20 protein-coding genes are annotated in these 25,670 nt (G+C 44.5%); 9 read left to right on the top strand and 11 right to left on the bottom strand.

The window, feature by feature from the left end; translation table 11 throughout:
• The first annotated feature begins 259 nt into the window (after nucleotides 1-259).
• The 5 genes from L4C39_RS02750 to L4C39_RS02730 are packed head-to-tail and all read left to right on the top strand — an operon-like array spanning nucleotide 260 to nucleotide 8,717.
• A complete protein-coding gene (locus L4C39_RS02750; protein ID WP_429744259.1) occupies nucleotides 260-2,272 on the top strand; it encodes a prolyl oligopeptidase family serine peptidase in 2,013 nt (670 codons plus the stop codon).
• Nucleotides 2,273-4,414, top strand: coding sequence for a TonB-dependent hemoglobin/transferrin/lactoferrin family receptor (locus L4C39_RS02745; RefSeq protein ID WP_429744257.1), 2,142 nt, complete (start codon nucleotides 2,273-2,275; stop codon nucleotides 4,412-4,414).
• A gap of 9 nt (nucleotides 4,415-4,423) precedes the next feature.
• Nucleotides 4,424-6,676, top strand: a complete 2,253-nt coding sequence (locus tag L4C39_RS02740; protein ID WP_429744255.1) for a proprotein convertase P-domain-containing protein — start codon at nucleotides 4,424-4,426, stop codon at nucleotides 6,674-6,676.
• Nucleotides 6,677-6,709: 33 nt separating this feature from the next.
• Nucleotides 6,710-8,143: an Lcl domain-containing protein gene (locus L4C39_RS02735; RefSeq protein ID WP_261890088.1), complete on the top strand. Its 1,434-nt coding sequence runs from the start codon at nucleotides 6,710-6,712 to the stop codon at nucleotides 8,141-8,143.
• 1 nt (nucleotide 8,144) lies between these two features.
• A complete protein-coding gene (locus tag L4C39_RS02730; protein WP_261890089.1) occupies nucleotides 8,145-8,717 on the top strand; it encodes an Lcl C-terminal domain-containing protein in 573 nt (190 codons plus the stop codon).
• A 231-nt stretch (nucleotides 8,718-8,948) separates the two neighbouring features.
• On the opposite strand, the gene L4C39_RS02725 is transcribed toward L4C39_RS02730, so the two are convergent.
• Nucleotides 8,949-9,182, bottom strand: coding sequence for a YgjV family protein (locus tag L4C39_RS02725; RefSeq protein ID WP_136994844.1), 234 nt, complete (start codon nucleotides 9,180-9,182; stop codon nucleotides 8,949-8,951).
• A gap of 2 nt (nucleotides 9,183-9,184) precedes the next feature.
• Nucleotides 9,185-9,892 (bottom strand): purine-nucleoside phosphorylase, encoded by a 708-nt coding sequence (gene deoD / locus L4C39_RS02720; protein WP_017054777.1) that lies wholly within the window; start codon nucleotides 9,890-9,892, stop codon nucleotides 9,185-9,187.
• Nucleotides 9,893-10,019: 127 nt separating this feature from the next.
• On the opposite strand from deoD, the gene L4C39_RS02715 reads away from it, so the two are divergent.
• Nucleotides 10,020-10,685 (top strand): Crp/Fnr family transcriptional regulator, encoded by a 666-nt coding sequence (locus tag L4C39_RS02715; RefSeq protein WP_261890090.1) that lies wholly within the window; start codon nucleotides 10,020-10,022, stop codon nucleotides 10,683-10,685.
• Nucleotides 10,686-10,926: 241 nt separating this feature from the next.
• Here the strand turns inward: L4C39_RS02715 and L4C39_RS02710 are convergent, their stop codons facing one another.
• The 4 genes from L4C39_RS02710 to L4C39_RS02695 form a co-directional block, all read right to left on the bottom strand.
• Entirely contained in the window at nucleotides 10,927-11,355 is a 429-nt protein-coding gene (locus tag L4C39_RS02710) for a ribosomal maturation YjgA family protein (RefSeq protein WP_429744251.1), read from the bottom strand.
• Nucleotides 11,342-12,682: a cell envelope integrity protein CreD gene (gene creD / locus L4C39_RS02705; protein ID WP_429744249.1), complete on the bottom strand. Its 1,341-nt coding sequence runs from the start codon at nucleotides 12,680-12,682 to the stop codon at nucleotides 11,342-11,344. Before creD ends, L4C39_RS02710 begins: the two co-directional genes overlap by 14 nt.
• 75 nt (nucleotides 12,683-12,757) lie before the next feature.
• Nucleotides 12,758-14,200, bottom strand: coding sequence for a two-component system sensor histidine kinase CreC (gene creC, locus L4C39_RS02700; RefSeq protein ID WP_429744247.1), 1,443 nt, complete (start codon nucleotides 14,198-14,200; stop codon nucleotides 12,758-12,760).
• On the bottom strand, nucleotides 14,200-14,922 hold the full coding sequence (locus tag L4C39_RS02695) for a response regulator (RefSeq protein WP_017054771.1): 723 nt from the start codon (nucleotides 14,920-14,922) through the stop codon (nucleotides 14,200-14,202). The genes creC and L4C39_RS02695 overlap by 1 nt, the downstream gene beginning before the upstream one ends.
• 474 nt (nucleotides 14,923-15,396) lie before the next feature.
• Between L4C39_RS02695 and cysS the strand changes: the two genes are divergently transcribed.
• On the top strand, nucleotides 15,397-16,770 hold the full coding sequence (cysS, locus tag L4C39_RS02690; protein WP_261890094.1) for a cysteine--tRNA ligase: 1,374 nt from the start codon (nucleotides 15,397-15,399) through the stop codon (nucleotides 16,768-16,770).
• 450 nt (nucleotides 16,771-17,220) lie between these two features.
• On the opposite strand, the gene L4C39_RS02685 is transcribed toward cysS, so the two are convergent.
• On the bottom strand, nucleotides 17,221-18,021 hold the full coding sequence (locus L4C39_RS02685; RefSeq protein WP_390903269.1) for a class I SAM-dependent methyltransferase: 801 nt from the start codon (nucleotides 18,019-18,021) through the stop codon (nucleotides 17,221-17,223).
• A 326-nt stretch (nucleotides 18,022-18,347) separates the two neighbouring features.
• Nucleotides 18,348-20,015 carry an electron transfer flavoprotein-ubiquinone oxidoreductase gene (locus tag L4C39_RS02680; RefSeq protein WP_261890132.1) on the bottom strand — a complete coding sequence of 556 codons (1,668 nt, stop codon included), beginning with the start codon at nucleotides 20,013-20,015 and terminating at the stop codon, nucleotides 18,348-18,350.
• 138 nt (nucleotides 20,016-20,153) lie between these two features.
• On the opposite strand from L4C39_RS02680, the gene L4C39_RS02675 reads away from it, so the two are divergent.
• Complete coding sequence (locus tag L4C39_RS02675; protein WP_261890095.1) at nucleotides 20,154-20,933, top strand: electron transfer flavoprotein subunit beta/FixA family protein; 780 nt, start codon at nucleotides 20,154-20,156, stop codon at nucleotides 20,931-20,933.
• Between the two features lie 50 nt (nucleotides 20,934-20,983).
• Entirely contained in the window at nucleotides 20,984-21,970 is a 987-nt protein-coding gene (locus L4C39_RS02670; RefSeq protein ID WP_261890096.1) for an electron transfer flavoprotein subunit alpha/FixB family protein, read from the top strand.
• Nucleotides 21,971-22,101: 131 nt separating this feature from the next.
• Here L4C39_RS02670 and L4C39_RS02665 read toward each other — a convergent pair whose 3' ends face one another.
• Genes L4C39_RS02665 through pdhA form a run of 3 tightly spaced genes read right to left on the bottom strand, consistent with a single transcriptional unit; the run spans nucleotide 22,102 to nucleotide 25,428 of the window.
• Entirely contained in the window at nucleotides 22,102-23,346 is a 1,245-nt protein-coding gene (locus L4C39_RS02665; RefSeq protein ID WP_261890097.1) for a dihydrolipoamide acetyltransferase family protein, read from the bottom strand.
• Nucleotides 23,343-24,326: an alpha-ketoacid dehydrogenase subunit beta gene (locus tag L4C39_RS02660; RefSeq protein WP_136994822.1), complete on the bottom strand. Its 984-nt coding sequence runs from the start codon at nucleotides 24,324-24,326 to the stop codon at nucleotides 23,343-23,345. The genes L4C39_RS02665 and L4C39_RS02660 overlap by 4 nt, the downstream gene beginning before the upstream one ends.
• The gene (gene pdhA / locus L4C39_RS02655; RefSeq protein ID WP_113797126.1) at nucleotides 24,319-25,428 is read right to left on the bottom strand and encodes a pyruvate dehydrogenase (acetyl-transferring) E1 component subunit alpha; all 1,110 of its coding nucleotides are present in this window, start codon (nucleotides 25,426-25,428) and stop codon (nucleotides 24,319-24,321) included. The genes L4C39_RS02660 and pdhA overlap by 8 nt, the downstream gene beginning before the upstream one ends.
• Nucleotides 25,429-25,670 lie beyond the last annotated feature (242 nt).

Raw genomic sequence — 25,670 nt, 5'->3', positions numbered from 1 at the left:
TGAATACCGTCGCTAAAAAGGCATCTATCACCTTATGCATAACTGTTGATATGGGTAATCACTTCATTTGTTGTCGCATGACAAAGTAGATCAATTTTCAACAGGTTCTCAATTTACATTCATCGGCCATTTAAACGTTTGGCATAAGAAAAATAGATAAAAACGCCATACAAAATACAAATGATAATTGATCTCATTATCATTTGGGGTGTATGATGCGCAAAATAATATCAAACCTATAAATAGTTGTGCCATTTATATGAAATTTACTTATGTTTTTTTGGGGCTTTTAGTCACCTCTTTGCCCAGTTTTGCTGCGGAAGATTTTGATTGGTTGAGAGATGATTCTCGACAAGACCAGCGTGTGCTTTCTTACCTCGAAAGACAAAACCAAAAAACAGAACAGTTTCAGAATGGATACGACAACATCACACAGAGTTTGCTAACTCAATGGGATTCGATGGCCGCGGAGAAAGGTAAGGCACCGTGGGTCATTCAAAATGGTGAGGAATGGAATCTCACTCGCCGAAAGGGGCGTTACGTTTTGCTGTCTCGCTCGGATAGCAATGCTGAAGAGAACATTGTTTACGATTTCTCGTCTCGCCAAGCAGAGTATCAATACTTTCAAATCGGTCAGTGGCGCATTCAGGATAATGCTTTGTTGTTTACTGAAGACATCAATGGTAGCGAACAATACCGTGCCATTTACGTCGATCTTGAAAAAGGAAAGTCAGTAGAGCTAACGGACAATGTTGATAATGGTGTTTTGTTATCCGCTAACGGTAAATTTGCTTATGTCGTTGCGAAAGAATCACATACGCAGCGTCCACATCAAATTTTACGAATCGATATTCAAACGCTTGAGAAACGAGTGATTTGGCAAGAGGACAAAACCGATTGGTTGATGTCCTTCTATCCCGCGGCAGATTCACATTACGCTCTAGTCCAAAGTAACAATGAGTCAACTACCGAGCAAAAGCTACTTGAATTAGATTCTGGATCGTTGACTTCGTCACTGCGCAAACCAGAAGCAAGTATTGAATATTACGCAGATGTTGCTCAAGGAAGGGTATTCATTAACAGCAATCTGGGTGAAAGTTTTGGATTGTTTGAGGTGAAGCTTTCCGATGTTATTGGGCATGGTAAGAACATCAAATGGACACCTTTTGCATCTTCTAAGAACAATGTTGAACAGTTCTATCTGTATGATGCTGGACTTGTGGCATTAACCAAGCAAAAGAGCGCAACCATACTCACCGTGTATTCATACGCTGGCAACGTTAAGAAATCGTTATCACTGGAAACAGAAGGTCGTGTCGCGTGGTTGAGTAGGCTCGGTGACTATGCTTCCAACAAGCTCCACATTCGTAGTATGTCTATGACGACACCGCCATTGTGGGAAGAGTTTGATGTTAAGGCTCTGGAAAAATCGGACTTCTCCCAAGATGATTATCGTGACTTCTCAAGCCAAGATTATGTTTCCCAACGTATTACGGTGAAAGCGAACGGTGTTGAGGTACCCGTATCTCTCGCTTATCGTAAAGACAAGCTGAATGAAAACGCCCCAGTAATACTCTATGGCTATGGCGCATACGGCTTTACCATGAAACCTTACTTCATGCCTCAGACGGTGAGTTTACTTGACCAAGGCGCGATCTATGCGATTGCACACGTTCGTGGCGGTGGCTACTTTGGTAACGATTGGCATGAACAAGGGCGTGGGATTCTAAAAGCCAATTCCATCAATGACTTTACGGCGGTAGCACAAGCACTGAAGCACTTTAAGCATGGAGAACGTGATGTATACGCATTGGGCTCTAGTGCGGGCGGCACCTTAGTTGCGGGTGCCATTAACCAAGCTCCTGACTTGTTTGCTGGAGCGGTATTAAAAGTGCCGTTCGTTGATGTTGTTGCAAGCATGTCTGACACTTCTTTGCCTTTGACGGCGCAGCAATATGGTGAGTGGGGGAACCCGACCCTCACAGAGCAACGCAGTATTATGCAAGCCTATGATCCTATTCTTAATATCCGCAAAGACGCTTACCCACCCATACTGGTTCAAGTCGGATTGAACGACCAACGTGTGCCTTACTGGGAAGGCGCGAAATATCTCGCCACCATTTCGTCGATCAGTGAATCGACAGGACCTTATTTGTTGCAAACGGATTTTAACTCTGGCCATCGCATGGATCCAAGACAGGCAAGAGAGCAACAAGCAAAGGAATATGCATTTCTATTATCACTAATTAAAACATCTAAAGCGGAGCAGTAAATGAAGCTTACCCCAGTGTCAGTGGCAGTACTTTCGGTACTTGCTGCCAGTCAAGTGCACGCAGAATCTAACGTTTACTTTATGGAAGAGGTGGTCGTTACCGCTAACAAAATTGATCAGCCCCTATCAAAAGTGGCTGGCAGTGTTGCGGTGATTACGGAAGAAGAAATTGAAGCGAGAGGTGAGACGGAGCTTTATGATGCACTACGTAATGAGCCGGGTGTAAGCGTTACAGGTGGTGCTGGGCGTCCTCAAAACATCACCATCCGTGGTATGACGGGCAACCGAATCATGATTGTCCGTGACGGTATCCGTTCAGCAGACGGCTTTGGTGCGAATGATATTAACGATGCGGTTGGTCGAGATACTTTCGATTTATCCAATTTTCAATCTCTTCAAATCATCAAAGGTGCGAGTTCTTCTGTGCATGGTTCTGGTGCCATTGGTGGTGTCGTGATTTTGAAATCTAAACAACCGGGCGATTTTCTTAAAGATAAGGATTTCTATACAGACGTTTCTGGTACCTATACCGACATCAGCAACAAATACAAAGCGACGAGTAATCTAGCGTTCCGCTCTGGTGATACAGAGAGTCTGTTCAATGTTTCTTATTGGCAAGGACAAGAGACGCGTAACTTTGATGAAGATTTATACAACCGTGATCTCGATGGTTACAGTGGTGCTTACACCATCAACCATTTTTACAGTGATGAATTGATGCTGACAGCACACGCAGAGCTTTACACTCAGAATCAAGAGCGCTTAGAAGGGTCGCCTTCCGTTCAGCCAGACGGTATTTGGCATATTGAAAACTTTGCCGAAGATGAAAAATCAGAAGAGTACAGTGCGTATATCGGTGCCGAAGTCACGCCGCTGGAACCGACTTGGTTCGAAGAGTTAGACACTAAGATTTACTGGCGTCATACCGAAGTGGCTGAAGACACGAACCGTCTAATGCGACAAGTCGATCATAATGGCTTGCTGACCAAGCGTCGTGAGCTAGAGCATAAAACGTTCATTGATGAAACGATTGGCTTTCGAGGCGACTTTACTCATACCCTCTATGCCGCAAACACTGATCATCAATTAGCTTACGGTGTTGAGCTGGCTACCGATTACTACGAACGTACTGATAGCGACTCTAAAATTGACTGGAATGGCGTTACGCCTTCTACCAAGCAACCTTTTGCTCCCGCTCGCGCCTACAACATCGGCTTGTATGTAAGAGACATGGTGGAACTGGATAAGTGGACTGTTACTGGCGGCTTACGTTTTGATGCACACCGTCTTACGCCTGATGGAAAAGGTGACGTTGGTGGTTTCCCACTGAAAGATATTGATAGCTCGGAAGTCTCTCCAAGTTTGTCGGTTTCCCGAGAAGTGTTCGCCAATAACATTGTCTATGTTTCTTACAACCATGGTTATCGCGCTCCGGAATACGATAAAGCGTATGGTTTCGTAAACCATGATTTTGTTCCGTTAACGCCTTTTGTTATCGCACCTAACTTAGATCTAGAAGCCGAAACGTCAGACTCATTCGAAATTGGTCATAAGTTCGATAACGGTCGCGCACATCTTTACGTCTCTGCTTTTTACAACAAGTTTGAAAACTTCATCGATGTTGTGACGACAGGCTTTGATTCAAGCACCGGTAATTACATCAAACAGTACCAAAACCTCGATGGCGTAGAGACATACGGTGTTGAGCTTTCTGCTGCTTATGCATTAACCAAAGAGTGGAATGTAGGTACCAAGTTTGGCTATGTGGACGGAAAAGAAGCCGACGGTGACTACATTCGAAGCATCACTCCTTTCGAAGGTAATGTAGAAGTGAACTACACCAATCAAGACTTTAGTGCTTACGCATTATGGAATTGGGCCGCTGCGATGGATCGCGTTCCAACGTGTCAAACTTCCCTCGGCTTAGCAACCGAATGTGCACAAACCAGTGCTTGGAACACGGTTGATATTGGTGCAACTTACCACGTGTCCAAAGACCTTCGTGTGAGTGCGACCGTCGTGAACTTGTTCGATAAAGAGTACATCCGCTACCAAGACGTTGCAGGGATCGCAGAAGAGAGCAAACGCTACTCAACTGAGCCAGGCCGTTACATTACAGTGAATGCTAAATACGAATTCTAGGGTGAAATCATGAAGTTAAAACCATTAGCGCTTTTACTCCTTATTGCCTGTGCCACGACGGTACAGGCCGCTGAGTGGGATTATCCAGCAGCCAGTGCCAGTGTGAATAACGAAGCAGAAGCGAAAACGTACCTCGACACGAATTATGCCAATGCCGGAGAGTTTAAGTATCGCTACAAAACACAATCTCAACTTGGTGCACATTACAATTTTGATGTTTGGGTGAAGGGGGAGTATCAAGCGCAGCGCACTGTGGTTGTAACAACCGACAAAGAACATCATGTCGTTCGTGTGTTTAAAAGCTTTGAAGATACTATCATCCGTAATGGTGAACCGATGATCGCAGCAGAGTTAGAATCGCCGCGTGAGCTACAGGCGCAAGAGCCTCCAGCACTTAGCTCGGGTAATCTGATTGATATTGAGGTTTCTCTATTCAACCCTGACTTACGTACGATGCAGCAGCAAGCCGCACCTGATTCTACTTGGGCATCCTTAGCGGATTACCCTCTGTCGATTGAGTACGTGACCAAATCTATTGAGGTTTTACAGTCGGGCGGTAAGTTCTATCTGTCTAATCCGCGATTGAAGCAAGTAGATGCGACCGGATTGTTTGCGGTGCCAGCACCTGGTGAAGCGCCTGTACTCGATACGTCTGACTTCCTCACCACAGAAGGCGTTCAAACGTTTGATAGCCTGGCGGAGATGCAAAACACAGAGTTTGGAGACAATGCGTTTCCACAATTAATGGCGTTTTACCACCTTGATAGCTCGATGCAATATCTGACGAGCTTAGCCTACGATTTGTTTGATGAGCCGCTGCGTTTTGACGCACGAGGGTTATCAAAAGACAACTCTACTTACTATTACGGACCGAAAGCATTGATGCTTGGTGTGGGTGGCGTTTCTCCTGATGCGGTCGATGGGGATGTGGTTCTGCATGAGTTTGGTCATGGTATTCATTATCAAATCGTACCGGACTGGGCTTATGGTCATACCGGCGCTATTGCAGAAGGTTTTGCCGATTACTGGGCAGGCAGCGCAAGCTACAAGATTCAATACCTTGATACGTCACGTCGTGGTCAAGAGTTCGATCTGGATACGGTCTTCAACTGGGATGGCGTGTTCGGTACACGTAAAACGACTCGCAGTTTATGGAACCAGCACGCTCGTTACTTTGAAAACTCAGAATACCCCGCGCACGTCAGTGTCGGTGGCGAATTGGGTGACGAGTTATGGTCTACGCCGTTGTTCCAAGCGTTAAAAGCTTCGGTTGAGCGTTATGGTGATGGATCTGACGGCGTTTTTCGCGAGTTTGATACCATCATTCTAGAGGGCATGTTCGGAATTGGGCGTGGAGTAAAAATGCATGATCTTGCGGAATCGACGGTATTTGCCGCAAGCGGTTTGTTCCCGGACAAAGAGTATGCCCAGTTACTAACGGACAGCTTTAATAAACATAACTTACTTAAAGCACCATTTCGCGTTCGTTATGATGCTCGATACATCGCGCAAAGTCAGAATGTTGGGCTAAACCTCAGTCAAATGGGCCGAGAAGCCAACATCAAAGGTCAATGGCAGCTGAACAATGCATCGGTGTTTGATATTGATGAAACGTTGTCAGATGCAAGCGCAATGAAAGTGGCGCTTCCAAGCAATCTAACCTGTGGTATGCAGTTTGATTCTACAGTGTCATTGGACTACCAATTTGGCGACAGCTTGAAGACACATCAATGGGCAGAGAGCGTTGCATTAGTGAATGGGACACCAAAATTAGAAATACAACCTCAAGCAGTGAACTCTTCGTTGCCTGAACAGGGCGACAGACTATTCTCTCAAACGCTATCAGACAAATCTCGCACGATTGACGATTCCTTCGCTGTTTACCTGAATATCGAGCATGACTCACTACAAGATCTACAAGTGACGCTAGTGTCACCTCAAGGTAAATCGGTTGTGTTACTCAGCCATCAATCAAGCAATACCAATGGATTTAAAGGTTACTTCACAGCTCAGTACGACGAGGAGCTACAAGCGCTTGTCGGTCAACCGAGTTGGGGTACTTGGCGTCTCGAAGTATCTGACCGTGTGTCAGGAAACTCTGGGGTGTTGAAAGAGTGGGGTGTGAGTCACTTTGCTCAGTATCAGTGCAGTGCTGATACCACTAATGAAAGTGATAGCGGTGGCTCGGGTGGTAGTGGTTCACCTTTTGCCTTATTTGGACTGTTATTGCTTTCAATGGTGAGAGTTATCCGCTCTCGATAAACCACATACTATTAATCAAAAGAAGATAAATCTATGAAGTTTCAATATTCTTTCATTGCTGCATCATTAGCCCTAGTTGGCTGTGGCGGCGGTTCTGGTGGTGACACGACAGCGCCGACTTATGATGTAGCGGGCACCATTGTTTCACAAGGCACACTTCTTGATACACCAGTATGTGTCGACTTAAACCAAAACTTTGCTTGTGACTCGACTGAGCCAAATACAAAGAGTGATAATTCAGGTAAATTTGCGCTGAACTCGGGCAACAAAAACATTTTGACTAGCACGATTCTGGCTCAAGTTGACCAAGGTTCAAGTCAGACACTTAGCCTCGCTACTCCGGGCCAAAACCTAGCGACTGGAAATACAATTAACGGTGTTACGACGCTGATGGCAGGTTTGGTTGTGGATGGTAAAACCGTCGCTCAAGCTGAAGAAATTGTAAAAGCTCAACTCACCGATGCAGGCGTTTCACTGTCTGGTTCGGTCATGTCTAATGCAAGTGCTAGTGAGTTCGATAACCTAGAGCAAAACGCGGTAGCACTGTTGGCAGAAATGCAGCCTGATCAAATGACGAAAGGCGTTGCCCTGCTTGCTCAAAGCCTGAGTTATCAAAGTAAACCGTTAGTATCAGAGTTACTGACTCAAGCAGAGGCAAAAGCGTTTGCAGAGGAAATTTCAGCGGTGGCAGAGCAGACCGTTGGCAGTAACGATACTGGCGTAGTTCTTCACTTTGCTGATGGCGCTGCAGACGTAGCAGAAGTTCAAACTTCTTACCCTGGTCAAGATGCGGAGTACGGTTTTGATAAAGATGACAAGCAGGCATCAACAGGTGCTGGCTTTAAGTTCGTTAAGCTAGATTCACAAGGCGCAACATTGGCTGCGGACGCAACCGAGTGGGCTTGTACAATGGATGAGCGCACTGGTCTAGTGTGGGAAAACAAGAGTGCGGACGCGAGTTCTGTTCAATTTAAAGATCGTACATTCGTTTTTGAATCAGCAACATTCAAACCGTATTACGAAGATCTCGAAGTGGTTGGTTGTGTGGATGCCGCTGATGGCATCTGTTCAACAAGTCAATATGTTGAACACATAAACAAGCAGTCGCTATGTGGCATTGCGGACTGGCGTCTACCAACATACCAAGAGTTCTATGATGCTCTGGACTTAGGTGAAACAGAGAAAGATACCGACGGTAATGTTTATGGTATGACGATGGATTATTTCCCCCAGCAGGGTAAGGGCAGTCCAGATATTGAATCGGGTGCAATTTGGTTAAGTGATTTCACATTTAACAACTACTCTACTTATAACTATGAAGGTGCACTTCAATTTGCAGTAGTGGCTGCGAAAGGTGCAGACCGAGGTTACGTTAGCTTTGTTGAGATTTATTCTGACAAAGTGGAGCGTGATACTGGTACATCATACCAATTCCCAATCCGTCTAGTAGCAGTTAAGGGCCAATAAAATGAAGAAAATAATGACCGCGCTATCTCTTGTTCTGGCTTCTCAAGTTGCCATGGCTGCACAAGAATGTTCCACAGATTTTGGCAAGACAGCACCAAATTCTCGTTACACTTACTCTGATGCTGGGACGATAACTGACTTAAAAACGAGCCTGACGTGGATGCGTTGTCCTGTAGGACAATCATGGGATACAGCGAATAAGGCATGTTCTGGCGCCGCGACTAAGATGTCATGGCAGTTAGCTCTATCAACCGCAGAGCAAATTCGAAATGAATCAGGCAACCATGCTTTGTATGACTTCGCTGGCAAAAAGAACTGGCGCTTACCCAATATTAAAGAGTTGGTCGCGTTGACTGAACGTGCTTGCCATAGCCCTGCGATGAATGGCACTGCATTCGCAAGTGGTTACACGCTAGAAGTCGGTGACTATGCCGGCTATATCTGGAGTAACACTCCGAACGGTGATGGTTCAAACGTAATGGTGTTTGACTCAGTGAATGGCGAAGTTTACAACTGGAACCCACTAGAGCCGACGAACACTTTTTCTCTGCTACTGGTGACAGACGAAGAGTAACTGCCATCATACCTTTGTTCAAAGGATGCCATTTTTCGAGTCAAGTTATCCGATGGACTGTTTCACGTATTAGAGAATTAACAATAGAGTGCCTCAAGTGAATTGGGCTTTGAGGCGCTCTATATTTTATTGTTAATAGAAAAACACACACTCTCTTTCTATATTCATTCAAGAATATTAAAAAGCACTATTGGATGTATGTTATCCCCCTTTGATAATAAATCGCGGGAATTAAACGGCTATTTTTTGGCTGGATTTATATATCCTTACGATGTGATAAACATTAATTAAAGCACAAAAGCCATTCATAAAGACTACCGGCCAGGCTCCGATAGCTAAGCCATACACCACAAACCCGATACAGCCAACAAAGTTAATATAACGAAGCTTTTTTATATCGCTCATTAAAAGCGATATGCCGACGAATAATGAAGCCAGGTAACCCAGCATATCCGGAGTTAACATCATTAATCCTTAAGAGCTGTCTCTAAAGCCAGCTCCATCATTTGGTTAAAGGTGGTTTCACGCTCTTCTGCAGTTGTCTCTTCTCCACTAATGATATGGTCAGAAACAGTCAGAATACTCAGAGCTTGAACATGGCTTTCTGCAGCAATAGCAAACAATGCCGAAGTTTCCATTTCACAAGCAAGAATGTTCATTTTCAGCAGAGCTGGCATTAGATTTGGGTCTTTTCCATAGAATAGATCGTTCGTGAAAATACTACCGAAACGAGCAGGAATTTTATGGCTATCAGCAGTTTCCCAACAAGCTTTCAGTAATTCAAAATCTGGTACCGCTGCATAATCGTAACCGGCAAGGCGTGTTCTATTTGTTGTAGAAGCCGTACTTGCACCTGTTGCGACAATAATATCCCGAACAAAAATATCGTCGGAAACACCGCCACAACTACCTACACGGATCAACTTTTTTACATTGTATTCGTTGATTAGCTCATGGGCATAAATAGAGACAGATGGAATACCCATACCATGCCCCATTACTGATATTTTTTTACCTTTGTAATAGCCGGTATAACCAAACATATTTCGTACATCACAAACTTGCTTAGCACTCTCTAGATAATGTTCGGCAATGTACTTTGCTCGCAGTGGATCACCTGGAAATAATACAGTTTCAGCAAATGCACCTTGAGGTGCGTTAATATGTGGAGTCATATTGATACCCTTAACAGTTAACAGTTAACAGATTTATTGCTATGTTATTCCTACTTACTTAAAAGCATCAGGACACTTGTCTGGATCGGAGTTGTTCTGTTCACAAAAATAATCGCAGGTCATCGAAGTGAATAAAATCAAAGAATTATCGAAGCATGGTCATGCGTTATTCTGTCAGCTTTTGGAAAAACAAGAACTAAAAACCAAACATTTTCAGCCTGGTGACTATTTACTAAAACAAGGACAAGAGATCTGCGAGCTGTATTGGGTTGGAATGGGCGAGTACAGTATTGATCATACCGCTAAGAATGGACGTGGCTTGAGTTTAGGTCTCTTTTTTGCCGACAATCGCTTGTTTGGAGAAGTCGAATTTCTTACAAATACCAAGTGCCAGTTTGATATCCGTGCCAGTGATATACTTGAGGCTAAAGTTGTACCTGTAAGCCTTATTTCTGAATTTATGCAGCAAGAGCCCATGCTGGCTATTTGGCTAAGCCAGTCATTGTCAGAGAAATACCAGGATACTATGTCGGTGGCAATGAACCGAATTTTATATCCCTTAATTTACAACATCGCCTGGGATATTGAGCAACGCTACCTCGAAGCTAAACCTAAAATTAATTTTGCTCAGGCATATAAAGAAGCTGAACGTTTTGGTTGTTCAGAGCGAACCTATAGCCGTGTGGTTCATCAATTGCTTGACTTGGGGTTTGTCGAAAAGATTGGTAACCAATTAAAAGTTAAGAATATTGAAAAATTGTCAGCTTTTATTGAGACCCAAAATCTGGCTTAAATGATCATTCACGAAGATCTATAAAATAAATCTAAGCTCACCATGAGTAGCAGTGAGCTTAAGATTCACTTGGGTTATTCGAGAATGCGAGAGCCTAAAAGAAAAACCTTATCCAATTCACTCTAAGGCTGCTCTTTGTTGGTTAATGACCAAAGGTATACTTGCTTGAGCAAGCTGATTCTTTTACGAAAACGTCGCTTTGGCTGAACACAATGAGTTATTGTTGAATCCACTTTCAATTTCATTTCGCCTCCATCCACCAGCACAATGCACCTCCTACGCCGTAAGCAAACAGATCTTTCCAATCAAATGTCGCGCCTAAAATCATGGCAAGAAGTGAGGGTGATTCGATACCAAGCCAAGTCGCCACCTGTAATAGCTGTCCAAATTCGACAACAAACGCTATTAATACCACCAACGCAGCGAGCCATTTGACGGGCATTGAGAGGATGCTCGCCAACAAGTAGTAAAGCCAAACAACAACCAACACATCACCGAATGTCGGGCGAATAAAGCTGTCTCGAACGTAAAGCGCGATGACCACCAGAGCGATGAAACAGATGAAGCTTTTAAGCCCATGTATCGTAGAAAAACGAAAGTAAATACCGGTATTATTGTCATTCATTTCGCTTTGCTGACGGGCAGAAATATTCTGCTTAAGCATCTTCATTTGTAGCCTTTACTTCGTCTCCCACTTTTATATTGCGGGCATACCAGTCAATGTTGCGTGTGATCACCATAGTGAAGCTCAAAATCGCGAAGCACAGTAATGCGCCCATGACTAACGCGTAACTTTCTGCTTGAAGCAACCCAAACAATAAGCCGTAGATCGTAAGCAATAACACACCAAATACCGTGCCATGCTTTAGGTTATTCAACATACCACTGACGTACACGCTCAATAGACCCGTCGATGCCACCGCTGACACGACATATGCCCAGTTGAAACCTAGGTGCTCACTCATCGAAATCAGCAGCAAATAGAAAAGCGCCAGAGCCAAGCCAATAAACCCATATTGCACAGGGTGGACTGGACGCGCTTGAAACAGTTCCAACAGAAAGAAGCTCGCGAATACTAGCGTTATCACTAATAGTGAGTAATTCACAGCGCGATGAGATTTCAGATAGTGATCAACGGGATCAATCAAATCCACTCCCATTTGTCGTTGCTCAAGCTCATAGCAAGCGCTGTTTGATGACAGGCAGCTTTGGAATAATTGCGCGATATTGGTAGAGAAGTTATTACTTACCCACTGCGCTTTAAATCCATCTTCAGATATATCTGACGCCACTGGTAAGTAGTCACCGATAAAGCTAGGGTGAGCCCAAGGAGAAGACAATTCCACCGTAGTTTCGCTGCCAATTGGCGTCACTTGCAGTTGTCCCATCCCTTGGAGTAAGAAGTTAAGGTCGAATGCCAAAGGTTGTTCTGTTTTCAGGTCATCCAGTTTTAGCTCACTATGGAAACCTTGTGGTAGCTGATCTAATCCGGTTCCTGGTATCACTTCAATATCTGAGCTTGCGAGCGTCATGTCATCAAGGCGAATCAGTCCGCGACTGTCTTCAATGCCAACCACAAGGCTGATGTTTTTAATATCAAGATCATGCAGTGCCGCTAAGTCACCTGCATCAAAAACACCGTTAAGCGCCACTTGTGCTTTGTATAAACGCGCACGGTAAATACCGCGATATTTTTCAAAACTGTCCAGATCAGCGCTCATATCGAAGGTATTAGGTAAGAGGAATTTACGGCGTTCTTTAATCTGGACTTTTTCATCTCGATAGCTGGTCTCGGTGTAGTTCACCATGATGAAAGGACCAATGATGCGTTGTTCGCCGCTGCTGCTGCGTGCTATGTCATTCCTTACTTCATCTTGGCGATACGAACGTTCTGAGATAAGCCCCGTGACCATTGAAAGGGGGATTTGCAGTAAGACAAACAAAAACAGCACGAAGGTGAACTTCATGCCGAGCTGATTATTGAGGATTTTTTTCATGTTTTATTCTCCATTTGCTGATGTAGATAATCTAAATCAACAGTTTGGAGAACGAATGGAGCTAATGTGGAGTTTCTATGGAGTTGGTAAAGTCAGAGTCACTTTCACGCCGGATTCAATGTTTTCTACTCGTAGTTCACCTTTATGCAGCTTAGCTACTTGCTCTACAAAGTTGAGTCCCAATCCGGTGCTCTTAACGCCATTTTCACGAGCGAGAGAATAAAATCGCTCAGTTAATCGAGGCATTGCATAGTCTGGAATGTGAGGGCCTGAGTTGAAAATAGAGAGTCGTATATTGCCCTTAACTATTTCTGCTTTCCACTCAATATGTCCTCCGGAGTAAGCGAAATCCAGCGCATTATCCATCAAGTTAAAGGTAGCTTGCTTAAGTAAAAAGGTATCGCCAAGCACCACGAGACTTTCATCAACCTTGATTTCCGCAGTGACCGCCTTACCACTCAAACGCGCGTCCGCAGAGTCAACCACTTCGCTCACCATTTGGTGTACTAAAATCTGTTCGACTTGTTCAAGCTCTGGGCGTTTTTCAAGACGAGCCAGTTCAAGTAACTTATCAATCAGTGATTGCATGCGATCACTTTCTCGTTCGATGTTGCCAGCGAACCGAGCGATTTTTTCTTCAGGTAACGGCATCTGCAATATTTCGCTTGCCCCTTTGATGGCAGATAGCGGGCTTTTTAACTCATGAGTCAGGGTCTGGACGTACTCTTCGACATACTGTTTTCCGTCAAGTTGATTGCGCATTTTCTCTAGCGCATCACTGAGCGTTCCATATTCGTAAAAAATGCGAAATTTTGGCTTAGATACTTTTTCGCCTTCGCCCATTTTGGTCGCGTAAACTTCCAATTTATTCAATGCGGAGTGAATTCGCCAAGCAAACAAGGCTCCTGCAAGTAGCACTAAGCCGCTCATCCACACCATCCAAAACAGCACGTTACGTTTAGAAAGGTCGATAAATGGTTGCACTGAGCGATTGGACTTTGCCACTGTCACACTACCAATGATTTCGCCGTTGTGGTAAATCGGCGCAGCGACATGCATCACGGTAGAGAGCGGATCATTCGGATCTTCAATGGTACTACGCGCACCATATTGACCGCGAAGCGTGAGATACACATCGTTCCATTGTGAGTAGTCTTTGCCGATGTCTTGCTCCCAAGAATCCGCAATTACAGTGCCTTGTTTATCCGTAATATAAATTCGATGGTTAATCGCTTTTTTCCCAATTTCCCAAATGCGTGCATGTGGTTTTCGTTGGCCATAAGCCGCTAAAAGTTGGGAAAAACGACTCTCTGATAATTTGCTATTGGCAACGTCCTCTTCTGCCAATACTGCAAGCAAGTTCGCCATATCAACTAGTGTTTCTTCGGTGGTTTGACGTACTGTCGGTTTAAGCTCTTGAACAACGGTTTTACTCACCATATAAGCCGTCATTCCTACTAAGATAAAGTAGAGCAAAAACAGCCTTAACCCAAGCGGGATCCTTGGCCAGCGATTCATCATTCTCCCTTAATACTGTAGAAGTAACCAAAGCCTCGTTTGGTACAAATTCGTTCAGACATCTCAAACGGCTTCAGCTTATGGCGAATGGCTTTGATGTGAGTATCGATATTTCGTTCGTAAGCTGCCTCTGGCGTCATATCTGCGGCAATCATTAACTGCTCTCGGCTCAATACATTAGAAGATATGGAAATAAGCTTATCAAGGATCTTAAACTCAACGGCAGTAAGACCAAGCATTTTGCCTCCAACACCGTAATCAAAGTTGTGTGCGACTAAATCATGGGTTGGTTGAAGTTTCACAAAGGCTGGACTTCGTTCTGGTTTTGGCTCTGGGCTTAATTCAGCCATAGGCGCTTTAGCTTTGATTCGAAGTTTGATGCGAGCTAGCATTTCGCGAGGGCTAAATGGCTTAGTCACGTAGTCGTCAGCTCCAATTTCCAAGCCAACGACACGGTCAATTTCATCACTCCTAGCGGTTAGAAAGATAATCGGAATGTCAGAAAATTCTCGGATAGTTTTGCACAGTTCAAAGCCGTTACCATCAGGCAATCCGACATCTAGCACGAGTAGAAGTGCTGAGTGTTTTTGCAAAAAAGCCAAGCCTTCTCCTGCCGTTGTAAACCACTCCACGTGGTAGCCATCCATCTCTAAAACATGAATCAAGTTGTCTGCAATGGCAGATTCATCTTCAATAATGATGACTGGCGATTGGTCGTTCAATGTTTTAACCTCGTTGATGATGTTTGTTCTGTTGCTTGGTTACCCACTACTTTGGCGCAAAGGCTATCGGATTGATACTGAAAAGGCCAAATTCGAGAGTAATCTAGGTGATTGATGCAAAAATCACCTCTGGATTCAACGTTACGGTTCCCATATTTAATCGACTAGCTCAATGATCGATAATGCATTCAATTGGAAACATCTCCTCCGTTATTGACTGTATTTGGAACGTTGCCGCTAAGAGTGACTCTCAACATACCGCGCCGAATAAAATTATTGCTTTTGATAATTATCTATTTTAGTTTAGAAATTATGACGCTGATAACTGCTTTCACTCACCTTCTATGTTGTTGCTGTAAATACCTTATTTACGGCCGTTTTCGTGTAGCTATTACATAGCAAACCTATCGCACTATTACCTAGGCCGTTGATGTTTACATCCACGGCCTTTTTGTATTTATAAGGATATGATTTATGACCCAACCAACACTCCAACTCTTCAATACTCTGAATAGAACATTGAGTCCGTTCGATACAATTCAATCAAATAAGGTTGGGCTTTATGCATGTGGTCCGACAGTCTATGACTACGCACATGTCGGTAATCTACGGACCTATTTATTCGTTGATGTCTTAAAGCGTGTGCTACAAATCAACGGGTATCAGGTTAATCATGTAATGAATATAACCGATGTCGGCCACTTGGTTTCAGATGGTGACAGTGGTGAAGATAAGATGGAAAAAGGCGCACGCACACAGAAAAAATCAGCTTGGGATATCGCCACATTTTTTGAAGATGCATTTTTTATAGATCTTAAACTGCTTAATATTCTTCAGCCTTCGACCACTTGCCGAGCTACCGATCATATCCAAGAGCAAATCTCGTTTATTCAGTCACTCGAAGCGAAAGGCTATACCTACCAAACCAGCGATGGTATTTACTTTGACACAGATAAATTGCCCGATTATGGAAAGCTTGCACGACTAGATAAGCACGGTTTGGAAGCGGGTATTCGCGTTGATATGGCAGAGAAAAAGCACCCAACAGATTTTGCGTTATGGAAATTTAGTAACCAACAGAAACGACAAATGGAGTGGCTAAGCCCATGGGGAAAAGGCTTTCCTGGGTGGCATATTGAATGTTCAGCGATGGCAGAGAAGTATTTAGGAGAAACCTTCGATATACATGTCGGTGGTGAAGATCATATTCCTGTTCACCACACTAATGAAATAGCTCAATGCCAAGCTAAAAATGGACATGTACAAGCAAACTATTGGTTGCATGGTTACTTTTTAAATATTAACAATGAGAAAATATCTAAGTCTGGCTTTACATTGCGTTTAAAAAGCTTAATCGACAAAGGTTATGATCCTCTGGCTTATCGTTATTTAACCTTAACCAGTCACTATCGTAGCCAGCTCAGCTTTTCCTGGGAAGGATTGGCTGGCGCACAAAAGGCCCTCCGTCGATTAAGAGAGAAAATTATAGATATGCCTGACGGTGGTCGCGTCGACAACCAGTTCAAAGCTGAATTCTTTGCACGTATCAACCGTGATTTAAACATGCCACAGGCATTAGCCTTAGTATGGAAAGTTCTTGATAGCGCAATGGAACCAGCCAATAAAAAAGCGACGTTACTCTATTTTGATCAAATATTTGGTTTAGAACTTGATAAGGTAGAGCAAATAACAATCCCCACGCAAGTTCAAGACCTCGTTGAACAACGCCAACGTATGAAACAGCAAGGTCGATATGATGAAGCTGATACAATTCGCAAGAAAATTATAGGCTTGGGATATCAAGTTAACGACACTGCTAACCAGTCGAGTGTCGTTAAGCCACTCTAAATAAATACAACTCAGTGTATTTTACTCACTGTTAGAACAAGAGGCTAGCAACGGCCTCTTGTTATGGATTTACCTGTTGCTTATTGATTTTTAGCCAAAAAATCTCTTGGCAATGGTTTGTGAAGGTCTTTCTTATGGGGCGTACCTTAGTGCTTTTTGAGTCTGAAATTACCTCATATGAAATCCAACACTCCGGACATGTTTTTTCCGTCGTTTCAAAGAGCTCTGACTCAGTGCAATGCTTTATTATGACTCCGTTTGAAAAATGAAATAGCGACTCTACACAATCAACGGCTATGTCCTGATCTTTATAAGATTTGTCGATTGATTCATGACTTACCAGTTTTAATCCCGTCATTTCACCTTTTATCGCGGCAATATACGTAAAAAGATTATTCATACGACAAGTTTCCATTATTTTTAATACTAAACGACACTTATGGTTATTTGTTAACTGTACTTACGTGCGATAACCAAACCGTGGTTACTCGAACCTAGAAGTGATGGTTCAGAACACACCAATAGATGATGCTGCAACCAAGCTTGGTATTGTTGTTCTGATAATGAATTGATTTCAGAACCGATGTAACGTCCAAAGCCATCTGTCGCCACATGCTTTTCTATACAGAACCCTTCGGATTTAGTTAAGTTTTCGATTTCAGAAGGTTTTGCAAAATATCCTGTTCTAAAGAATGCATCGACATCTTTCGATGTAACTAATCCCGTTTCGTTCAATTCACTAAGTATTTGTGGTGAAATCAAAGTACTCGACATTTTAGCAAGCAGTCCGGCTACAAAGAAACGGCTGATATAAGCGACTGCGACAACACCATTTGGCTTAAGAATTCTATGAGCTTCTCTTATTACAGCTTGTCGTTCGCTTTCTTCTTGTATGTGGTACAGGGGCCCAAGAATTAACACCATATCTTGAGAGCTGTCTGGAACAAAAGAAACATCCGTTGCATTTGCTTCATATACGTTCAGCTCAACATTTTGAACAACGGCATTTTGTTTTAGTTGTGCAACCAATTCCGGAACGAGCTCGACTGCGGTTACATCTAAGCCTTTTTGGGCATAAAAAATGGAATAGCGACCCGTTGCAGCACCAAACTCGGTAAGCGTTTCGGCTGAGTGAGTAAATAATTCTAGTTGGTTGATGGTGGTATCAAATTCAATGCGAGTAATGTTTTGACAAACGAGACGCTGCTCTTCATCAAAATTCGCATAGTAATCCATATATTCCTCTTGCACTGTTATCTCCCATGCAGTTTGAAGTGTATTGCCAAGAGTTCCGTATACTAAGAATGTACCTAGTTTGAATGCTAATTTCTTGGAAAATAATAAGTTAACAGGTTAGCGGGGCTACGCAACCACTTTAGCATGGAGTTACTGTGCAAGAAGTTAGCTAAGACTTGAACAAACGGTCTAAGATGCGGGGGAGTACATGAAACAAAGCGGCCGCGATAGATAGCATCGTGATTGGGAGCTAATGAAGAGGAACTCAAGCCATCGACCATATCAGGAGAGTAAGGGCTTGATAAGTGATAGATACACGTGATCGTGGGCTATCCTATTATCTACATATCCCGATAATTAGGCCCGCCTCCGCCTTCTGGAGGTTGCCAGCTAATGTTTTTCGATGGGTCTTTTATATCGCAAGTTTTACAGTGTAAACAGTTGGCAGGGTTGATTTGAAATCGCTTTTCATTGTCCGTAATGACCACTTCATATACCCCGGCAGGGCAGTAACGCTGGCTAGGTTCATCAAATCGAGATAAATGGTTTTGAATAGGAATGGTCGAGTCGTTCAACAAGAGGTGGCAAGGTTGATTTTCTTCATGTTGAGTCGATGATAGGTAGACAGACGACGCTCGATCAAAGCTTAATACTCCATCAGGTTTCGGGTAAGTGATTGGCGGGCACTGGCTAAGTTCTTTTAGGTGAAGGTGATCCGCCTTTCTGTCATGAATCACCCAAGGTTCAGGTTGGTTAAATAGAGGGATCCATACATTGTGCTCAAGAGTAATCAGCGCTCCACCGAGTAGGTTGCCGTACTTGTGAATAGCGGCGCTGAAGCTGCGAGTATCTTCGAGTTCTTGATAGAGCCAAGAAGCTTTAAACTGAGTATCGTAATCAGGCTCAAGTGGTTGATCATTCACATTTTCTAAAGCGTTAAAAATCGCTTCTGCCGCCAACATCCCAGATTTCATGGCGGTATGGCACCCTTTAATTTTGGCCACATTGAGTGTGCCAGCATCGCATCCAATCAATAAACCACCAGGAAATTGCTGTTTCGGGAGGGAAGAAAACCCACCTTTTGCAATCGCTCTCGCGCCATAAGAAATACGACTACCGCCTCTGAGATGCTGACTAAAAACAGGGTGGTGTTTAAGTCTTTGAAACTCCTCGAAAGGGTCTAAATATGGATTGCTGTAATTGAGGTCGACAATCAATCCCACCGCGACTTTGTTGTTTTCTAAATGGTAAAGAAATCCGCCACCAGAGCTGTCTGATTCGCTTAATGGCCAACCAATACTATGGATGACATCTCCTGCTTTAGTTTCGGAACTAGGCACTTCCCATATCTCTTTGAGCCCAAGCGCATAATGCTGCGGTTGTTTATCTGCATCAAGTCGATACTTACTCATGAGCTGTTTGCCCAAGTGACCACGCGCCCCTTCAGCAAAAATAGTGTATTTGGCTTTTAGCTCAATTCCCGCTTCAAAATTAGCTTTAGGTTCACCATGTCTGTCTCGTCCCATGTCGGAGGTTTTGATGCCTGTCACTGTGCCATTGTCATCGTAATTGATGGAAGTGGCCGCGAAGCCGGGGAAGATTTCGACACCGAGTGTTTCAGCTTGTTGTGCTAACCAACGGCATAAGTTCGATAAACTGATCACGTAGTTTTCGTCATTGTTGTGCATGGGGTTTGGGGTCAGCACCCGAGGTACTGTTAGGTGGTTATGTTGAGTGGTGAGGTAGACAAACTTATCGTTATTTACGGGGGTTGAGATAGGAGTATCCATGCTCTGCCATTCAGGGAATAGCTCATCTAGCGCGCTCGTTTCAAACAGAGCTCCAGAGAGAATGTGAGCACCAACTTCCGCCCCTTTTTCCACTACGCAGATGGATATTGGAGATCGGTTTTCCAATTGGGTTAATTGCGCGAGTTTGCAAGCGGCCGCTAAGCCTGATGGGCCTGCACCGACAATTACTACGTCAAATTCCATGCACTCTCTGTCCATACGCTCACTGCCCATACGATAGCCCTGCTGTATTACGCTGACTTACCATTAAATATAGTCCAGTTGACGTAAACGTAAACTTTACTAAGCTCAAAAGTAAGGCAGACATGAGTAGCGCTCATTGATAAGGATGGCATTGTGAAAGTATTAGTCGCAATCAAACGAGTGATCGATCCCTATGTCAAAATTAGGGTTAAAAGTGATGGTTCAGCCGTTGAAAACAGTAACGTAAAAATGACGATGAATCCGTTTTGTGAAATCGCGGTTGAAGAGGCTGTGAGGTTGAAAGAAACGGGATATGTGGATGAAGTTATTGTGGTGTCTGCGGGTGATCATGGTTGTCAGGAGCAGTTGCGTACGGCGCTGGCTTTAGGGGCCGATCGCGCTATTCATATTGATTTCATCACACCTCCTGAGCCTCTTACCGTTGCCAAACTTTTGAAAGCGGTGATGCAGCAGGAATCAATGCTCGACGAGGCAGGGTTGGTGCTACTTGGTAAGCAATCGATTGATACTGACAACAATCAAGTGGCACAAATGTTGGCGGCTCTGACTCAGCGTCCGCAAGGAACATTTGCTTCGCAGTTGAAAATCGTTGCTGATGAGGATGGTAATAAGAGCAGCGTAGAAGTCACTCGTGAAATTGATGGTGGTCTGGAAACGTTGAAGTTGGCGCTTCCTGCGATTATCAGTACCGATTTGCGCCTTAATGAACCTCGTTATGCCTCCTTACCAAATATAATGAAAGCCAAACGAAAGCCATTAGAAGTGTTAACGGCAAGTGCGCTAGGGGTTGAAGAGGTGAAACACCAAGAGATACTTGAAGTGATGCCGCCAGCAGAGCGAAAAGCCGGAGTCATAGTGCAAAACGTGACAGAGCTGGTGGATAAACTGAAGAGTGAAGCCAAAGTCATTTAGCGTAGTGGTAAGAGGTACGCATTGTTCGGGTAGGGATGAGGAGTAAACACATGGACGATCAACCGTTAAGAGTTTTAGTTGTTGCACAGCACGATAACTCACAAGTCTCGATGGAAACATTGCGAACCATCAAAGCCGCAAGCTTGCTAATAATGAGTAGTGAACAGCACGATAAAGGCGCCGTTTCTGTGTTTGTCGCAGGGCATAGTTGTGAAATGGTGGTCGACTCAATAACGGCAATTAGTGGCGTTGATAAAGTGATTGTCGCCGATTCAAGTGATCATCAATATAGGCTGGCAGAAAATATGGCGGAGTTGATTGCTGAAATCGGACAAGATTATTCGCATCTACTCGCCCCTGCGACAACGTTTGGGAAAGATCTGATGCCTCGTGTTGCGGCTCTATTGGAAGTGGGGCAGCTTTCAGATGTGGTTGAGATCCAGACTCCAGATATCGTGATTCGCCCGATTTATGCAGGCAACGCGCTCGCAAAAGTGAAATCTCTCGACTCAATTAAAGTGATCACAATTCGAAGCTCAGCGTTTGATGCCATAGAGAGTGAGGAACTTGTTTCTAGTGAAGACAAAAAGGCAAAGATAGAGAGATGGGACAAGAGCATCAAAGCACAATCGACAGAATTTGTGTCGCAGCTGAAAGTTGAAAGTGAGCGTCCTGAGTTACCCGAAGCTCGGGTCGTTATTTCAGGTGGACGAGGCTTGGGTAGCCAAGAGCATTTCGGTTTAATTGAGCAGCTTGCCGATAAGCTCGGTGGTGCGATTGGTGCATCTCGGGCGGCGGTAGATGCAGGATTTGTATCTAACGATCTTCAAGTTGGGCAGACGGGTAAGATAGTGGCTCCAGAGTTGTATATCGCAGTGGGCATTTCAGGGGCGATCCAGCATCTAGCAGGCATGAAAGAGTCTAAGGTGATCGTCGCGATCAATAGTGACCCAGATGCGCCGATTTTTCAGGTCGCCGATTATGGAATCGTCGGCGATCTCTTTGAAATCATGCCTGAATTGATTCGCTCAGTGTAAATGGGTTGTGAGCGAATCATTCTCTTTTAAACTGATGCTCTATCACGAGTATTCGCATCGATGAGCGCTATTGTAGGTAAGTGCTATTGCAGATAAGTACTATTGTATACAAGTGCTATGGCAGATGAGCGTTATTGCACTTTAGCATGCTGTAAATGTGTCACTAAGGCTTTAATAAATCGCGCCGCTTCCCCTCCTGTACACGCTCGATGATCAAAGGTCATCGATAATGGCATCGCTTTGACCTCTACCGCTTTATCGTTTTCTACGATTACTTTGCGGATGATTCGTCCTGCTCCCACGATAGCGACCTGTGGGGGAGACACGACAGGTGTGGCATAAATCCCAGCGATGGCACCAAAGTTGGATAGTGTGATGGTGGCATGTTGTAACTGTTCTCTGCCGATCTTGCGCTCTCGGATACCATCCACCGTTTTATCAAGCCACAGACGAATCCCTTTGGCACTGTACTCATCAGCGTGACGCAATACTGGCACATACAGACCGTGCGAACTGTCTACTGCCACGCCTACATTGACCGTGGTATGAATGCATCGAGTCATGGTTTCAGCATCAAACCATGCATTGAGTGCTGGCTCCTGTTGGCAAGCATTGAGTACCGCTTGAATCAGTCGAATGGAGATATCTTCATTTTCGGCCCAATTCATCAGTAAGGCTTCTTCTGTGATGGTTACTGCTGCGACATTGTGATGCGAGTGCGTCATCGCATTTGCCATCGCACGTCGAGACCCTTTGAGTACTTCAGTGCCAGGGAGTTGTTTGTCACACTGTTGGTAAATATCATCATCGGTGATCAAGCCATCAGCGCCACTGCCTACGATTTCGTGTAAGTCTACGCCTAACTGCTGCGCTAATAGCCGAGCAGAAGGCATGGCGGTAATGAGACTTTCGGTGCTCGTATTAGGATCACCACCGATCCAGAAATCATCGATATTAACGTGATGGTTTTGCTGCGATACATTGCCAACTACGGTTGCGGCATCTTGCTTCTTGCTGATGGTTGAATCATTTTGAGCGGAGTTCGATTGTTTAGAACTAGATCGCTTAGAGCCGGATTGTTCAGAGCCAGATAGCGTGGATTCGGATAGAGACGGTTCAGAGTTTACTTTCGTCAGTTCTCCCTCTTCTTCAATCTCAAGTAAAAGGGAGCCGATATTAATGACATCTCCCTCTTCACCATACCGACGGACGATTTTACCACTGTAGGGGGCGGGCACTTCTACGATCGCTTTTGCTGTTTCAATCGTCACCACAATCTGATCAACCTTGACATGATCTCCAATGTTGATGTGCCATTGCACGATTTCTGATTCGGCAAGGCCTTCGCCTAAGTCTGGTAGCATAAAAGATTTCATTTCCATCCCTCCACTAACTCTTGTGCGGCTAGGACAATATCCTGCTCTTTTATCAAGAAAAAATCTTCGTTTCGGTAATAAGGCATAATGGTATCCATCCCTGTTACTCGCTTAGGTGGGGCTTTTAATAAGCACATCGCCTGTTCTGCTGTTCGAGCCAGAATTTCAGCGCCTACGCCACAGGTTTTACTCGCTTCGTGAACCACTAACAGACGACCTGTTTTCTCTAGCGAGTGTAGAATCGTTGCCATATCGATAGGTTTGATACTCGCGAGATCAATCACTTCCACTTCAATGCCTTGAGCAGAAAGCGTATTCGCCGCTTGTAGGGATTCGACAACACACGCTCCCCAAGTGACTAAAGTTAAATCTCGCCCTTTGCGAAGCGTGAAGCAACTGTCGAGAGGTAACGCTTTTCCGTTATCGACAACATCGGACTTGACAGTGCGATAAATCCGTTTTGGTTCGAAGAACATCACAGGGTCGTTACTGCGAATGGAGGCCAGCAGTAAACCGTAGGCACGCTGTGGCGAGGATGGGATGACCACTTTTAAACCTGGAATATGGGCGAATAAGGTTTCAATGCTCTCGGAGTGATGTTCGGGCGCATGGATGCCTCCACCAAATGGCGCTCGAAAAACCGCAGGGCAGGTGAGACGCCCACGAGTTCGATTACGGATTCTGGCGGCATGGCACATTAAATGTTCCATGGCTGGAAAGATGAAACCTTGAAATTGGAACTCTGCAATGGGGCGTAACCCTTGCGAGGCCATGCCAATTGCCACGCCTGCAATTAACGCCTCAGCGAGGGGGGAATCAATGACGCGCTTTAAACCGAATTTCTCTTTGAGACCGACAGTGGCACGAAATACTCCTCCGTTGTCACCCACGTCCTCCCCTAAAAGTACCACGTTAGAGTCGGATGCCATCTCATAATGCAGAGCAAGGTTGACCGCTTCTACCAATGTTATTTCAGCCATGCTTGCCTCCTTGCAACCGCATTGCTTTGTTGATGATTTCATCTCGCTGGTGGTGCAAATCTGGGCTGAGAGATTCGTAGAGAAAATCAAAGGCGCTTTCAGGGGCTTGACCAGGAGTATTTAGGTAGTTGTCTACGGCTTGTTCTATCACTTTTTGGCAATGTTCTAACCACTGCTGATCTTCTTTTTCTGACCAGTAGCCTTGTTGAATAAGAAAGGTTTTTAGTCGGCTGATCGGTTCAAATTCCCATGCCTCATGAAGCTCTTCATCGCTTCGATAGCGAGTGGCATCATCAGCCGTGGTGTGGTCGCTTAAGCGATAGCTTATTGCTTCTATGAGCGTTGCTCCTTTCCCTTTTCGTGCATGATCAAGCGCGGATAATATGGCATCAAACATGGCGACAATGTCGTTTCCATCAACAGTGATGCCAGAGATGCCAGCGCCTGCCGATTTTTCGGAAAGAAACTCTGCTGCGCATTGCAGGCTACGGGGAACAGAGATGGCCCACTGGTTGTTATTGACGACAAAAATTAATGGGATGTTCCATGTGCCCGCACAATTCAAAGACTCTAGAAAATCCCCCTTAGAAGTCGCGCCATCACCACATGTGACCAATGCGGCTTTATGTTTTCCTTCGATTTTCAATGCAGAAGCAACCCCAACGGCATGGGTACATTGGGTCGCGATAGGAACGCAAAAGGGCAAATCATAACTTTGTTGAGGTGGGTGGTTTGGCGAGGTGCTGCTTGAACTGAAGTCACTGCCTCGCTCATCACCTCCCCAGTATTGGAGGTTTTTCTCCATTGGTATTCCACGAGCCCACATCGCAGGAAAATCTCGATAATATGGAATGAAAACGTCATCAGAATTGAGCGCACGTCCGATGGCAACCCCAATGGCTTCTGCACCAAGGTGTGAAGGGTAAGTGCCTAATTTCCCGGTCCTCTGAAGCGCGACGGCTTTTTTATCGTAGGTGCGGGTTAATACCATGTCGCAGTAAAACCCTTTTAGTGTTGCTTTGTCGGCCCATGATGGGAGTGGGCAAACAAGATTGCCTTGATGGTCGATAAACCGATGCATAGGTAACGCCTGAACATTCATCTCAAGCTCCTTTGGTAGCTCAGTTCGACAAATCCACTGTCGATGATGACGAGTTATGCCTAACTGCTTGTAACCAATACCAATAAGTTGATGCTTTACTCTAGGAACATCACTTTTAATTGTCATTAACATTGGTATTGCGAATACATTAAGTGTAACCAAAATGTTAAATTGTGCTTGAAATCTAAAAGCGAGACGGAGTAAATTGAGATGTACAGTGAGTAAAACAGATGAAAATATGG

This window comes from Vibrio clamense (genome assembly GCF_050337905.1).
Lineage (GTDB): Bacteria > Pseudomonadota > Gammaproteobacteria > Enterobacterales > Vibrionaceae > Vibrio > Vibrio cortegadensis.
This window is presented reverse-complemented; position numbering and strand designations above follow the sequence as displayed.

What these genes read in the sequence shown, in the direction of transcription:
- L4C39_RS02730 (WP_261890089.1), top strand. Translation starts at nt 8,145, where the DNA reads ATGAAGAAAATAATGACCGCGCTATCTCTTGTTCTGGCTTCTCAAGTT.
- cysS (WP_261890094.1), top strand. Translation starts at nt 15,397, where the DNA reads ATGACCCAACCAACACTCCAACTCTTCAATACTCTGAATAGAACATTG.
- creD (WP_429744249.1), bottom strand. Translation starts at nt 12,682, where the DNA reads ATGAAAAAAATCCTCAATAATCAGCTCGGCATGAAGTTCACCTTCGTG.
- L4C39_RS02680 (WP_261890132.1), bottom strand. Translation starts at nt 20,015, where the DNA reads ATGGACAGAGAGTGCATGGAATTTGACGTAGTAATTGTCGGTGCAGGC.
- L4C39_RS02745 (WP_429744257.1), top strand. Translation starts at nt 2,273, where the DNA reads ATGAAGCTTACCCCAGTGTCAGTGGCAGTACTTTCGGTACTTGCTGCC.
- L4C39_RS02750 (WP_429744259.1), top strand. Translation starts at nt 260, where the DNA reads ATGAAATTTACTTATGTTTTTTTGGGGCTTTTAGTCACCTCTTTGCCC.
- pdhA (WP_113797126.1), bottom strand. Translation starts at nt 25,428, where the DNA reads ATGAATGTTCAGGCGTTACCTATGCATCGGTTTATCGACCATCAAGGC.
- L4C39_RS02725 (WP_136994844.1), bottom strand. Translation starts at nt 9,182, where the DNA reads ATGTTAACTCCGGATATGCTGGGTTACCTGGCTTCATTATTCGTCGGC.
- creC (WP_429744247.1), bottom strand. Translation starts at nt 14,200, where the DNA reads ATGAATCGCTGGCCAAGGATCCCGCTTGGGTTAAGGCTGTTTTTGCTC.
- L4C39_RS02665 (WP_261890097.1), bottom strand. Translation starts at nt 23,346, where the DNA reads ATGAAATCTTTTATGCTACCAGACTTAGGCGAAGGCCTTGCCGAATCA.
- L4C39_RS02740 (WP_429744255.1), top strand. Translation starts at nt 4,424, where the DNA reads ATGAAGTTAAAACCATTAGCGCTTTTACTCCTTATTGCCTGTGCCACG.
- L4C39_RS02710 (WP_429744251.1), bottom strand. Translation starts at nt 11,355, where the DNA reads ATGAAGATGCTTAAGCAGAATATTTCTGCCCGTCAGCAAAGCGAAATG.
- L4C39_RS02660 (WP_136994822.1), bottom strand. Translation starts at nt 24,326, where the DNA reads ATGGCTGAAATAACATTGGTAGAAGCGGTCAACCTTGCTCTGCATTAT.
- L4C39_RS02735 (WP_261890088.1), top strand. Translation starts at nt 6,710, where the DNA reads ATGAAGTTTCAATATTCTTTCATTGCTGCATCATTAGCCCTAGTTGGC.
- L4C39_RS02670 (WP_261890096.1), top strand. Translation starts at nt 20,984, where the DNA reads ATGGACGATCAACCGTTAAGAGTTTTAGTTGTTGCACAGCACGATAAC.
- deoD (WP_017054777.1), bottom strand. Translation starts at nt 9,892, where the DNA reads ATGACTCCACATATTAACGCACCTCAAGGTGCATTTGCTGAAACTGTA.